At 57.9% G+C, this 12738-nt stretch carries 12 protein-coding genes and 1 tRNA gene; 4 read left to right on the forward strand and 9 right to left on the reverse strand.

The genetic code is table 11. The features are described from left to right. Window positions 1-14: 14 nt before the first annotated feature. The 4 genes from AAIL67_RS09050 to AAIL67_RS09065 all read right to left on the reverse strand — a co-directional run bounded on the left by AAIL67_RS09050 (window position 15) and on the right by AAIL67_RS09065 (window position 4451). Window positions 15-1571: an SLBB domain-containing protein gene (locus tag AAIL67_RS09050; RefSeq protein WP_343483825.1), complete on the reverse strand. Its 1557-nt coding sequence runs from the start codon at window positions 1569-1571 to the stop codon at window positions 15-17. 245 nt (window positions 1572-1816) lie between these two features. Beyond that, window positions 1817-2947 (reverse strand): chain-length determining protein, encoded by a 1131-nt coding sequence (locus tag AAIL67_RS09055; protein ID WP_343483826.1) that lies wholly within the window; start codon window positions 2945-2947, stop codon window positions 1817-1819. Next, complete coding sequence (locus AAIL67_RS09060) at window positions 2944-3615, reverse strand: ABC transporter ATP-binding protein (RefSeq protein ID WP_343483827.1); 672 nt, start codon at window positions 3613-3615, stop codon at window positions 2944-2946. The genes AAIL67_RS09055 and AAIL67_RS09060 overlap by 4 nt, the downstream gene beginning before the upstream one ends. Next, window positions 3612-4451 carry an ABC transporter permease gene (locus AAIL67_RS09065; protein ID WP_343483828.1) on the reverse strand — a complete coding sequence of 280 codons (840 nt, stop codon included), beginning with the start codon at window positions 4449-4451 and terminating at the stop codon, window positions 3612-3614. The genes AAIL67_RS09060 and AAIL67_RS09065 overlap by 4 nt, the downstream gene beginning before the upstream one ends. A gap of 526 nt (window positions 4452-4977) precedes the next feature. Between AAIL67_RS09065 and selD the strand changes: the two genes are divergently transcribed. Then, entirely contained in the window at window positions 4978-6048 is a 1071-nt protein-coding gene (gene selD, locus AAIL67_RS09070) for a selenide, water dikinase SelD (protein ID WP_045839495.1), read from the forward strand. 116 nt (window positions 6049-6164) lie between these two features. Here the strand turns inward: selD and AAIL67_RS09075 are convergent, their stop codons facing one another. From AAIL67_RS09075 to AAIL67_RS09095, 5 genes are all read right to left on the reverse strand, one after another. Further along, window positions 6165-6632 carry an Lrp/AsnC family transcriptional regulator gene (locus tag AAIL67_RS09075; RefSeq protein ID WP_003067511.1) on the reverse strand — a complete coding sequence of 156 codons (468 nt, stop codon included), beginning with the start codon at window positions 6630-6632 and terminating at the stop codon, window positions 6165-6167. A gap of 774 nt (window positions 6633-7406) precedes the next feature. Continuing rightward, a tRNA-Gln gene (locus tag AAIL67_RS09080) sits at window positions 7407-7483 on the reverse strand. A 123-nt stretch (window positions 7484-7606) separates the two neighbouring features. Continuing rightward, on the reverse strand, window positions 7607-7927 hold the full coding sequence (locus tag AAIL67_RS09085) for a heavy metal-binding domain-containing protein (RefSeq protein WP_003067510.1): 321 nt from the start codon (window positions 7925-7927) through the stop codon (window positions 7607-7609). Between the two features lie 308 nt (window positions 7928-8235). Further along, the gene (locus AAIL67_RS09090) at window positions 8236-9138 is read right to left on the reverse strand and encodes a LysR family transcriptional regulator (RefSeq protein ID WP_003067507.1); all 903 of its coding nucleotides are present in this window, start codon (window positions 9136-9138) and stop codon (window positions 8236-8238) included. A 29-nt stretch (window positions 9139-9167) separates the two neighbouring features. After that, the gene (locus tag AAIL67_RS09095; protein ID WP_343483829.1) at window positions 9168-9716 is read right to left on the reverse strand and encodes a MarR family transcriptional regulator; all 549 of its coding nucleotides are present in this window, start codon (window positions 9714-9716) and stop codon (window positions 9168-9170) included. 272 nt (window positions 9717-9988) lie between these two features. Here AAIL67_RS09095 and AAIL67_RS09100 point away from each other — a divergent pair, with 272 nt between their 5' ends. The 3 genes from AAIL67_RS09100 to maiA all read left to right on the forward strand — a co-directional run bounded on the left by AAIL67_RS09100 (window position 9989) and on the right by maiA (window position 12635). Beyond that, the gene (locus tag AAIL67_RS09100; protein WP_343483830.1) at window positions 9989-11116 is read left to right on the forward strand and encodes a cupin domain-containing protein; all 1128 of its coding nucleotides are present in this window, start codon (window positions 9989-9991) and stop codon (window positions 11114-11116) included. Between the two features lie 142 nt (window positions 11117-11258). Then, window positions 11259-11978, forward strand: a complete 720-nt coding sequence (locus AAIL67_RS09105; RefSeq protein WP_343483831.1) for a fumarylacetoacetate hydrolase family protein — start codon at window positions 11259-11261, stop codon at window positions 11976-11978. A gap of 12 nt (window positions 11979-11990) precedes the next feature. After that, window positions 11991-12635 (forward strand): maleylacetoacetate isomerase, encoded by a 645-nt coding sequence (maiA, locus tag AAIL67_RS09110; RefSeq protein WP_343483832.1) that lies wholly within the window; start codon window positions 11991-11993, stop codon window positions 12633-12635. Window positions 12636-12738 lie beyond the last annotated feature (103 nt).

Here is a 12738-nt window from a genome sequence, read left to right on the forward strand (position 1 = left end):
ACGATTCAAAAAAATCAAAGACCAAACACAACCTTCGCACCAATGGCGATCTGGTACATGATTTGAGTGATGTCCTTCCAGAACTGGCGTTTTTTCTCGTCTACCTTGGGCAACACCAGCACCTGATCGCCGGCCTTGAGTCGGGTGTTTTCAAAAAGCTTGCCTGTATCGACCTGCTCGAACGCGCCATCCCTGTGCGCGACAACCACACGGGCAGCATCCGCTGTCTGGGTGAAACCGCCAGCGCGATCGATATAGTCCTTGAGGCTCAGAGAGCTGTCGAATGCCACAGCATTGGGGAATAGCACCTCCCCGCTGACCAGCACCAGACCGTCCTTACGCGGTATGCGAATGACATCGCCGTTTTCCAGCAACATATTGTCGCGCTGCGCCGCCTGCGCAATTTGCACCTGGCCAGTGGGCTCCACCTTCTTGGCTCGCTCCACCCATTGCAGGGTCAGATCGGCTTCTTCCTTGCGCAGTCGGGCCTCTTCGCTGCTGCCGCTGCGCGCCGTAAGCAGCGCCGTTTCCAGGCTTCGCAAGCTGGTAGCCAGCATCTCTTTCTGGCGATCCTTCACACTCTGGCGGAAGAGTTGAATGCTTTCAGGCTCTGCGTCTGTCGAGGTCTGAATGTTCTGCATCAGAGAGCCCAGACGGGTGCCATAGGGCAGCACATACTCCTGGGAATTCATGTGCTCGCCTTCGACGCGCACGGTAATGGTGCCTGGCTTCTTGTCCGCAGTGAATTCCAGCTCATCGCCGTTTTGCAGCACCAATGCATTGGCATCCTGCAGGGGGTAATATTCCGTGTTTTTGACTGTACCTGTATTGCGTGCAATCCGCACATGGGTTGCCTGGGCCTGTGGCTTGGCCAATTGCATCAACTCAGCCACTGTTTCGGAGCCACGGGAAAACTCGAAGCGCTTGGCATTGTTCACAAGACCCGAAACGCGCACCCGGTTGGCAATGGGCGGGACAAAAATCACATCTCCATCATTGAGTTGCAGCAGCGGCAACTGGCCTTTGAGCAGAAAGTCATAAAGATTGAAAGTGGCACGCACGGAGCTACCGCGCTTGACCTGAACGGTCAGAAAACTGCCTCGCTCGGGGTCGATGCCGCCCGCTTGGTCCAGATAGTTGAGCAAGCTGTCCATGCTGGTGCCGTTGTACAGGCCCGGACGCATGACATTGCCACCAACAAAGATGCGCACCGGCTGGGCTGCAGCCAGGCTGGCATAGCTGTATACGTTGGCGCGGAACACACGGCGTACTGCGGCCTCTACCTGCTGCTGAAGATTCTTGTTGGCAATGCCAAGCACCTTGATGGGACCGACCTGAGGCAGGAAGATATTTCCCTGTGGGTCGACAGCGGCCACGCTGTCAAAGGTAAAACCACCCCAAAGCCGCAAATGGATACGGTCACCCACCGTCACCAAATAATCGGGGTTGAACTGCGTCGCACCGGCACGCGCAAAGTTGCCGGTAAACAGGTTGGCGCCAAATACATCGCTACTAAGGTTTGCCGTGTAGTCGGCTGTCTGGGGTGCTTGCGGCAACACAGGGGCCTGCATGGGAACTGTAGAAGTTCCGCGACTTGCCGAAGCATCACTGGAAGCTCCGCTAGAAGGGGTCAATCCCAGCGCCTGATTGATCTGGAAAGGATCAACACTGGACGCCGATGTGTCCTGCCTCGAACTGGCTTGAGAGATCTGTGCCTGAGCCGGTACCAAACCAGTCAGCAGCACCGCGACTGCCGAACTGATACAGGTATGCGCGATAAAACGTTGCATGATGAAACTCGAAAAATTCAAAACAATCAGTCGCGGTGGTCGCGCACGATAGAAGCCAGCAATTGCACCAACCCGGCCAGCAGCAAGGCACCAAGAATAAAGGTGGCAATGTTATAGAGGCGGCGAGGCCGCATCGGGTACTCAGGCATAGACGGGCTTTGCAGCACCAGTACTTTCTTCAAGGTTCGCGTTGCTTCTACCCGGCCCTTCTCCAGTGCAACCAAAGCGCTCTTGTAAGCGTCTTGTTGGAACTGAGCCTCCAGTTCCAGGCGCTGATACTCTTCTACCGTCTTGTTCAGCGATTGCCCTTTAGCACTGGTCAAACGGGCTTTTTCCGTTTTGATTTGCTTCTCCACAGCCTGAATCTGCAGATCCACTTCAACGACTGCAGGAGCTGTAGGAGCCAGATAACCCAATAACGCAGTCTTGCGCGCACTAAGTTCGGTCAACTGCTCATCCAGCTTGTTGACTACGCCGGCAATGTTCTCGGCGGCAGACTGGGGCGAAATCAGACCCTTGGCATTCTGGAAGGACAGTACGCGCTGACGCGCGTTCAGCGCATGCTCACCGCGCTCCTTGACCTGCTTCTCAAGAAAGTTCACCTGCTCCTGGGCCAATTGGTGGCCCAACGTATTCATATAACGCTCGCCCTCATGCACCAGTGCGCTGGTGATCTTCCGGGCCATTTCAGCGTCATAAGCCTGGGCCTGAATGACCAGTACACCGGCATATTCGTCATATTCCACGCTGATGCGCGAGAGAAAATGCCTATGAAAGAACTCCAGCGATGCATCATGGAAGAACATGCGAGAAAGAATGTCGTGATCGTGGCTGCTGTAGTGCTCGCGTAGATTCAGATCCTTATCCAGTTGCAGCAGCATATCGACGGAGAGCAATCTATCGCGCAGCAACATCTGGTCTGCACGCGAGATTCCATCGCCACCAGCCAGCAGCGACCCGAAATCCAAGGCCTGCGATGCTGCCATATCGGTTCGCTGGATCAGCACATGGGCTTCTGAAACATAGCGATCGGAAGCAATTACCCCCCAGTAAAATGCCGCCAATAAAGATGCGCATAGTGCAACAGCCAATGCCTTCATACGCCAAATGACTCGAAGCATTCCCGTAAAACGTTCTTTATTTAATAACTCAGTCATTTTGAAATACTATCTTTATAATTTTTCAGCGCGTCTTCAATATCATCAAACCAATGTGCTTGACCTTCGTGCAGCCATATTCCAGCTTGACAAAATTGGCGTAATGTTCCATCGCTGTGCGACACCATAATCAAGCCCGAACGATCGGCAATGTGCCGAAACGCTTCAGAGGCTTTTTTCTTGAATGAAGCATCGCCGGCAGATGTTGCCTCATCCGATATATAGACATCAAAATCAAATGCCAGAGACAGCCCAAATTGCAGGCGTGATTTCATCCCAGAAGAATAAGTGCGAACGGGATCATCGAAGGATGAGCCCAATTCGGCAAAGTCTTGTATATAGGAAATTTTCTCAGCCATGGCATGTGGGGAATCAAATCCATGCAAGCGAGAAACAAACTTGGCATTCTGGCGGCCTGTCAAAGAACCTTGTAGGCCGCCGCCATACCCCATGGGCCATGACACTCGACAACGCCGCTCCACTGTTCCTCGCGTAGGCGCATCGATCCCACCAATCAGGTTGAGCAACGTAGATTTGCCGGCACCATTACGACCAACCAGGCCCACACTGACTTTGGACGGAATGCTGATATTGACCCCTTTGAGAATCCAGCGCCCCACACCATGAGGGGTCTGGTAGCGTTTATGCACATCATTGACAATAATCATTTCGCTCTCAAACTCCGAGCAAACCGAACCTGCAAAGCCAGACCGAAGAAAATTGAAACTACCGCAAACCAATAAAGATACTTGAAATTGGCTTCCGGAGCAGCGTGATAGACAGGAAAAAAGCTGGACCTCAGCAATTCAAGCCCATGCGCGAATGGATTATAGAAAGCCCACTCTCTATATTGAACCGGGATCGCTGATAGCGGAAATATCGCACCCGACAAAAAATACAAAGGCCGAAACAGGAACATCATCAGATTCCCAGCCTCAGGAACCAAGTCACCTAGAACGGACAGGATGAGCCCAACCCCTAAAGCACCGAGCATCAATCCAATAAAGGAAAGCATAGCCTCCATCGGTGATTCCGGAATAACAAAGTGCCCCAAAAAAGCCAAAATACCAAGAAGCACAACCAATATCAAAAGGCCCAATACTGCCTCGAGGCACGCTCGAACAATCACGGTATCAATGGGGCGAACCTGGCGATAGGCAAATAATGACTTGTTGGCATCAACCGCCCCCATGGCACGCTGAAAGACATTCTGCACAGTGAGATAGCTAGTCAGCCCCAGGACTAGCCAGACAGCCACATCTGCGCCAGCCACGGAGCGTGCGCGCACAACCGTGTAAAGAAGCAACATGAGGCCTGCATGCAACACCGGCTCCAGCACGATGAGCACCCAGGCGCCGCGCGTAGCGCTCAGCCGCGCAACGGCCTCGCGCAGGAAAAGTGCATTCCATACCGCAAAAGTAACGGAAAGTGAACTACGTGGTGCGGTGATCTCACCAGAAGACGGGGCTGAGTCCAAAATAAATCCTCGTTCTTTTGGACTCAAGACGCACTGAAATCCAATCGACTGATTGTAAATGAAAACATAAGCAAAACCCTATTACAACCAGCCAACTCACCCGTTTCACATTCAATTACATTATAAATAATCTATCAACAAGATCAAATCAATTTATTTTAACTATTTGATTATTTCAATATTAAAGGTGGTCAACTAAAATTTTTTCAATCTGAAGAATACGTTAGCGCATGAATATGCTATTCATCTCTCGCGCCGATTTCCGATAAATATCAGTCGAGAATAAAAAACCTAGCTTCCTGGTATTTTTCCATTAACAAATATGATTATCGAATATTCAAAAAATAATATCCAACAACGCCAGGTACACCGCAGAGCCATCTTGATGCCTCTCCAGGTACACCCCCCAGAGAATCGACAATAGACTGCAAACCAAGACCCCAGACAGTCAATAATGAGAGCCTACTGTGCATTCGGGATGAACTTCCGGCAGAGCACAAGCATCTCTATCACTACCGCAGCAACAACAGTGCTGCTTGCCGTCTGGATTGACATGAACACCACTCAAGAAACAGCCTCCCCTGCGACCCCGCGTCTGACTTCTCTCTCCCACGGTGGCGGCTGCGGCTGCAAGATTGCGCCCGGCGTGCTGTCGGAGTTGCTGGCCAAAAGCAATCTGCCCAAGCAGTTTTTCCCCGACCTGCTGGTAGGCACAGAGACCGCAGACGACGCGGCCGTTTACAAGATCAATGACGAGCAGGCCATCGTGGCGACGACGGACTTTTTCATGCCCATCGTCGACGACCCCTATGACTTTGGCCGCATTGCCGCCACCAACGCGCTGTCCGATATCTATGCCATGGGCGGCACGCCGCTGATGGCGCTGGCCATTGTGGGCATGCCCATCAATGTGCTGCCGCACGATGTGATTGCCAAGATTCTGGAAGGCGGCGAATCGGTCTGCCGCGATGCCGGCATTCCTCTGGCAGGCGGGCACTCGATTGATTCGGTGGAGCCCATCTACGGCCTGGTCGGCATCGGCATCGTCAACCCCAAGCAGATGAAGCGCAATGCCGATGCCAAGGACGGCGATGTGCTGATTCTGGGCAAGCCCCTGGGCGTGGGCATTCTCTCAGCGGCGCTCAAGAAGAATCTGCTGGACGATGCAGGCTACCGTGCCATGGTGGATGCAACCACCAAGCTCAACCGCCCCGGCGCCGAGCTTGCCAAGCTTGACGGCGTGCACGCTCTGACCGACGTGACCGGTTTTGGCCTGCTGGGCCACGGCCTGGAGCTGGCCCGTGGCGCCCAGCTCAGCGCACGCATTGAAAGCGCCAAGCTCCCCGTGCTGCCCGGTGTTCAGGCGCTTGCAGAGCAAGGCATTTTCACGGGCGCATCGGGGCGCAACTGGGCATCCTATGGTGAGCACATCCAGTTGGCATCGACCGTGACAGACGCTCAGAAAGCGCTGCTGACCGACCCTCAGACCTCTGGCGGCCTGCTTGTTTCCTGTGCGGCAGATGCTGTCCAGCAGGTACTCAAGGTCTTTGCCGACAGCGGCTTTGGCGATGCTGCAGTGATTGGCCGCATGGAGGCAGGCGCGCCCAAGGTCTTTGTGGACTGAGCGCACCAGGTGGTCGAGAAGGAGCGCAGCCCTGCTCTCCTTCCTCCACAGAATGCAAAACGCCCGGCTCAAACCGGGCGTTTTGCATATCAGCGTCAGATTGTGACTCTGGGCTTCTAAGCCTCTCCCACAACCTCGGCCGTGGTGCGGCGGTCGATCTTGCGGCTCAGCACCACCGAGGTATAGGTCTGCTGGATGCCGTCGATCAGGCCGATACGGTCGAGCAGCGCATCCAGTTTCTCATTGCTCTCGCAGCGCACAAACACCATGTAGTCGTACTGTCCGCTAACGGCCGACACCTCTTCCACCTCGGTGAAGCGGTTGAGCGCCTGCATCACCGAAGTTGCCGTCTTGGGCTGAACACGGATACCGCAATAGGCGCGCACGGCAGACTGCTCCATGCGCGAGCCAAGGCGAACGCCATAGCCGGCGATCACGCCCTCCTGCTCCAGCTTGGCGATGCGAGCGACCACCGTGGTCCGAGCCAGATTCATCTGCCGAGCCAAATGCGCGGTCGAGGCACGCGCGTTGGTCTGCAGCAGGCGCAGCAGCTGGCGGTCCGTTTCATCCAGTCGATATTCCATACCTTGTCTATCCAAATCTTGCCGTGCACTTACGCAAACGCTGCGTTAAACACAAACCCCAAGAACTCTCTGCCACCACCTGCAGCCATGCCTTGCGCCGAGCGACTTCTGTTGCTGTTCGCCCTCAGCCAAACGCGTGGAGCGAACCTCAGCGACACCTAACAGCCAATCATTGTGTCAGCTAACCCAGCCTGGTAGTGAGCTTGTCTTTTCAGATGGCAAATATGTATACATTTGTTTCAATCAGGCAAGATATATCAACATATCTGCACTTGCCTGCGCTTGTGACCATGGCAAGGGTGCACTGCGGTACATCAGAGTGGACCCGGCCGAAACCAGATCTCTGTTGCGAGTGAGCAGTCAAACTCGTTCACAAGGACCCAAGCGCGCTCGTCGAGTAACAGCGACACAAAAGAGCGAAGAGTCTAATGGTTGTTTTCCCGCACCCATCGATGCCACCGACGATACGGCGAAAACACTCGGTAAGTTTGGCTGGTTTGCTGCAAATATCTGCAAAAGGTAAGTGCTTACCCTAGGTCACCCCTTGACCTGGTGCGTCGCTTTCGGCAAAGCCTGAGCCACCAGACTGCAAGCAGCCTCCAATCACCGACAACTGCGCCTTGTGCTGCTCAGCAAGGCTGGATGCGCAACAGCGCAACCTGAGTGCCCCAATCGCGCATGACTGAAAGCTTTGGGCTCGCTCGCTTGCATGCATGCACCCCAAGCTCACAAACAAAAAACCCTGCTCATTGCAATGAGCAGGGTTTTGGATTTTGGCAGGGGAGGAAGGATTCGAACCTTCGCATGCTGGAATCAAAATCCAGTGCCTTAACCAGCTTGGCGACTCCCCTACGATGAAACGAATTCTACAACGACTTTTCGCTATAAATTTCGAAGTAGTCCAAAAATGTGCAATTGCACATGGAATAGGTTTGCAGCCTTCCTGGCGTCAAGCCAGCTCAGTCGCTGGCTGCCTATTCCACGACGACAGCCGTGCCGCTGGCCGATACCATGAGCATGCCATTGCCCTGACCCAGCACCTCGAAATCAAGGTCCACGCCAACCACCGCATTGGCACCCGCCTCGGCGGCGCGTTGCTCCAGTTCCTTGAGGGCAATTTCACGCGCTTTTTGCAGCTCGCGTTCGTAGGTTCCAGAACGCCCGCCCACGATGTCGCGAATTCCGGCAAAGAAGTCCTTGAACACATTGGCGCCCAGAATGGCCTCGCCTGCCACCACGCCGCAATAACGGGTGATGCGTTTGCCTTCGATGGAGGGAGTGGTTGTGACGATCATGCTTTGCTTTCTTAAAAATCAGCGCAAGGAGACAGGCAGCCATACGCTCTGGTCATAGCGCTGCGCGCGGCAGAGGCAGATACAGGCCTGACCTTGCCGCAGGCGCCGAGTCATCCGGTCGAATCAGTATATGCGTGCAATCCGCGCTGTTATCAAGACGATGGCGGCTGCGTCCATCGGCGCTCAGGGCGTCTCATGACTGACTCCCAACGGGTCTGGCAGCGCAGATCAGCCTCCATGCAGCGCAAGATGCAGGGTCCAATCAGAAGTCAGGCCGCCCCTCATGAAGCGCAAGACGCCATCAAAAATCATGCATCCGGCAATAGCAGCTTCTGCATGCCTTGCACGGCATCGCGCAGAAAGCTCCAGGTCGTGGCTATGCGCGGAATCTGGCGCGACTCCACGGGCATGCTCATCCAGAAGGTGCGAGTGAAACAGGCCTGCTCGGGCAGCACGCGGCTCAGTATCGGGTCCTTGTCGGCCACAAATGCCGGCAGCACGGCCAGACCGGCACCGGCACGCACGGCCTCGTATTGAGCGGTAATGCTGGTGCTGCGCAGCGCAAAACGCTCGGGCCGGTGCAAGGTATCCAGCAATTGCAGCTCGCGCGTGAACAGCAGATCGTCCACATAGTGCACAAAGCTGTGATGGCGCAGATCCTCGGTTCTGGCCACCAAGGGCTTGCGCGCCAGATATTCACGCTGGCCGTAAAGATAGAGCCGGTAGTCGGTCAGCTTGGTGACCACGACCGAGCCGCGCTTTGGCCGCTCCAGCGAGATGACGATATCGGCCTCGCGGCTGGACAGATGCAGCATGCGCGGCAGCGCCAGCAGGTCCACGCTGAGCAGCGGATAGCGCAACGTGAGCCTGGCGAGCTCGGAGGCCAGCATCTGCGTGCCAAAGCCTTCGGTAGCCCCCACCCGCACCAGCCCGGCCAGCCCCTCGGCGGTCGCTGCATGCGCCAGAGGCCCCCGCTCCAGCCCGTCCACCGCGCTTTGCATGGTGTTGGTCACTTCCTGCAACTGCCGCCCGGCCTCGGTCAGCCGCCACTGGCCGCCTTCGCGCGCAAACAGCACGGCACCGAGCTGCTTTTCCAGCGCCTGAATGCGCCGCGACACCGTGGTGTGCTCGACACCCATGCGCCGCGCAGCCGCCGCCATGCTGCCGCTGCGAGCCAGTTCGCCAAAAAAACGCAGATGGTCCCAGTCCAATGTCTTTCCTTGCGATCTCGGTTCGTGGTTCAGTCGTTCACGCTGTCCTGCACCTTGCCCGTGAGGCCCTTGACCGCCTTGACGGCAGCACTGCGCTTGCGCTCGGCACTGCGCTGGGCCACCGCACTCGGGGCGCGCGCGAACTCGTCGTTCTCGTGGATCAGCAGCGACAGCATTTCCATGAACTGTGCCCGTTTGTCGTCAGGAAGAGGCTCCAGCATGCGGCGCTGGGCGCGCAGCACCGAAGGCTCGGCTGCCACCAGCAAGCTGCGCCCCTCTTCGGTCAGGCTCAGCAAACGCACGCGTCGATCGGCAGGGCTGGCATTGCGCGCCATCAGGCCGCGCGCTTCCAGGCGGTCGATCACGCTGCCTATGGTGGAGGTATCAAAGCCGATATTGCGTGCCAGCGTGCGCTGGTCGATGCCCGGCTGACGCAGCACGGCCGACAGGGCCGCGTACTGCACGGGCGTCACGCCGAATTCCTCGGTCTCTTCCATGAACACGGCTACGGCGATCTGCTGCAGCCTGCGGATGTGATAGCCGGGATAGTTTTCTAGTTCTGCGGGTTGGTATTGCATGTCTTGAGGGCCGGTGCCTGGCCCGCCCTGCCGTGCGGCAGTTGAAGGGCCATGACTGAAAGACCCCGATATTCGCACGACTGCCGCCCCGATTCGAGCCAGGCCTGCTACCGGGTTTAACCCAATCATCGCTGATGCAGATCAACATTATGCTAATCATCAGTGTGCTGTTGATTTGATTCACAGCCTCTCTTTGCCCCCATCTCAGGCCGCAAGCCGACAGACAAGGCAGCAACGCACTGCCAAGCAGATACCAAAGAAAGAGACAAACCATGAGCCTTGTGCAAGCCCAGCCCTCACCGGTAAAGCTCACGGCCCTTGAAGCCCCCGGCCAACCCGAGCCCACAGCTGCTCTTGAGCAGCTGTACCGAGGCTTCGAGCAGGAAATGCTGGTGCCGCTGTGGACGGAGATCGGCGGCCTGATGCCTGCCCACCCAAAAAGCCAGGCAGCCGCTCATCTGTGGCGTTGGGAAAATCTGCTCAAGCTGGCGGATGAAGCCGGTCGCATCGTCCCTGTGGGCCGGGGCGGCGAGCGCCGCGCGATTGCCCTGGCCAATCCGGCGCTGGGCGGCCGCCCGTTTGCCACGCCCACGCTATGGGCTGCCATCCAGTACCTGATGCCCGGCGAAGATGCGCCCGAGCACCGTCACACCCAGCATGCCTTCCGCTTTGTGGTCGAAGGCGAAGGCGTGTGGACCGTGGTCAACGGCGACTCGATCCGCATGTCGCGCGGCGACTTTCTACCCCAGGGCGGCTGGAACTGGCACGCCCACCACAATGCGGCCAGCCAGCCCATGGCCTGGATAGACGGGCTGGATATTCCGTTTGCCTACTACACCGAGTCCCAGTTCTTCGAGCATGGCCGCCTGCATCTGGACCCCGAGGAGCGTGCCACGCCCGAGTTCTCGCGCTCCGAGCGCCTCTGGGGCCATCCCGGGCTGAGCCCTGTGGCGCATATGCAGAACAGCCCGAGCACGCCTTTGCTGGCCTACCGCTGGGTGGATACCGACCGCGCGCTGAGCGAGCAACTGGCGCTCGAAGCCGAAGGCCATGCCGCCACCGTCAGCCCCGGCCATGCCGCCGTGCGCTACACCAACCCCAGCAATGGCCGCGACGTGCTGCCCACCATTCGCTGCGAAATGCACCGCGTGGCTTGTGGCGCCAGCACCCGGCCAAAGCGCGAAGTGGGCTCTGCCGTCTTCCAGGTCTTTGACGGCCAGGGAACGGTGACTGTGGGCGAGCGCCAATGGCAGGTGCGGCGCGGCGATATGTTTGTCGTGCCCTCCTGGCAGCTGTTCAGCGCGCAATGCGATGCCGACCAACCGCAGCTGGATCTGTTCCGTTTTGCCGATACGCCGATTTTCGAGGCCGTCCACGCGTACAGGGCGGATACCCCCTGAGCCGCTTCGTGTCTTCCCCCTCAAAGGGGACGACAGCCTTTGCTGCAGGGCGGCGGGGCCGCCTAGGCCCTTGCTGGCTGCCTCACATATAGAACGCGTCTTTTTCAAGCACCTAGTCACCGATACCCATCAGGAATCACACATGACCCAAGCCAACTACAACGACAACTATCTCTGGGCACCATCCCCCGTGCAATCCCTGCCCGTGCGCGGCAGCGAGCAACGCCTGCCCGTCAACCGCCTGTTCTTTGTGGGCCGCAACTACCACGCCCATGCGCTGGAGATGGGCCGCCCCGTGGACAAAAGCACAGAGCGTCCCTTCTACTTCACCAAGGCCCCGCAGACGCTGACCGAATCGGGCGCCACCGTGGCCTATCCACCCGAGACCAGCAACTACCACTTCGAGATGGAGCTGGTCGTGGCCATCGGCAAACCGGGCTTTCGCATTCCTGCCGACCAAGCCCATGAACATATCTACGGTTATGCCTGCGGCCTCGATATGACGCGCCGCGATCTGCAGTTGGTGGCACGCGACAAGGGCCGCCCCTGGGACTTGGGCAAGGATGTGGAGCAGTCCTCCATCGCCAGCGAAATCGTGCCCATGGCCGGCAAGGTGATCGAGTCCGGCCTCATCGAGCTGAGCGTCAACGGTCAGGTCAAGCAGCAGTCCGATGTGAACAAGCTGATCTGGAACATCCGCGAAATCATTGCCGACCTGTCGCTGTTCTATCACCTGCAAGCCGGTGATCTGGTCTACACGGGCACGCCCGAAGGCGTGGGCGCCGTGCTGCCTGGCGACCGGATCACAGGCCGTGTGGAAGGCGTGGGCGAGATTGCCCTGAGCGTGGGCCAGCCCGAGTAAGGCGCGCAGACCATGAAGCTCTACAGCTTTTTTCGCAGCGGCACCTCGCACCGTCTGCGCATCGCCCTCAATCTCAAGGGCCTCGCGCCCGACTACCTCCCTGTCGATCTGCGCGTGGACGAGCAGGCCGAAGCGCCTTTCAAGCGCATCAACCCGCAAGGCCTGGTGCCCGCGCTGGTGCTGGACAGCGGAGAGACGCTGATCCAGTCGCCCGCCATCATCGAATGGCTGGAAGAGCGCTACCCCACGCCTGCACTGCTGCCTGCCGACCCCGAGGCACGCGCCCATGTGCGCGCCCTGGCGGCCATCGTGGGCTGTGATGTACACCCCATCAACAACCGCCGCATCCTGCAGACGCTGCGCCAGCAGTTCGGTGCCGACGAGGCTGCCATCAACGCCTGGTGCACCACCTGGATCACGGCCGGCTTTGACGCCATCGAAGCCTTGCTGGCCCGGGATGGCACACGCGGCAGCTTTTGCTTTGGCGCAGCACCGAGCCTGGCCGATGTCTATCTGATTCCGCAGGTCGAGAGCGCACGCCGCTTTGGCGTGGATCAGGCCCGCTGGCCGTTGATCAGCGCCGTAGATGCTGCCTGCAGCGCCCTGCCCGCCTTTGCCCAGGCAGCGCCTCTGGCCCAGCCCGACGCTCCGCAATAGACCCGCCACTGCAGCCGCCCCGGACGCGGCTGCCCAGCAACGCTTTGCAGTCCCTAAAAACACCCACCGGAGACAAACTGTGAAATACGAGCAAAATCAGCAC

The organism is Comamonas sp. A7-5 (assembly GCF_039581385.1).
Classification (GTDB): domain Bacteria; phylum Pseudomonadota; class Gammaproteobacteria; order Burkholderiales; family Burkholderiaceae_C; genus Comamonas; species Comamonas thiooxydans.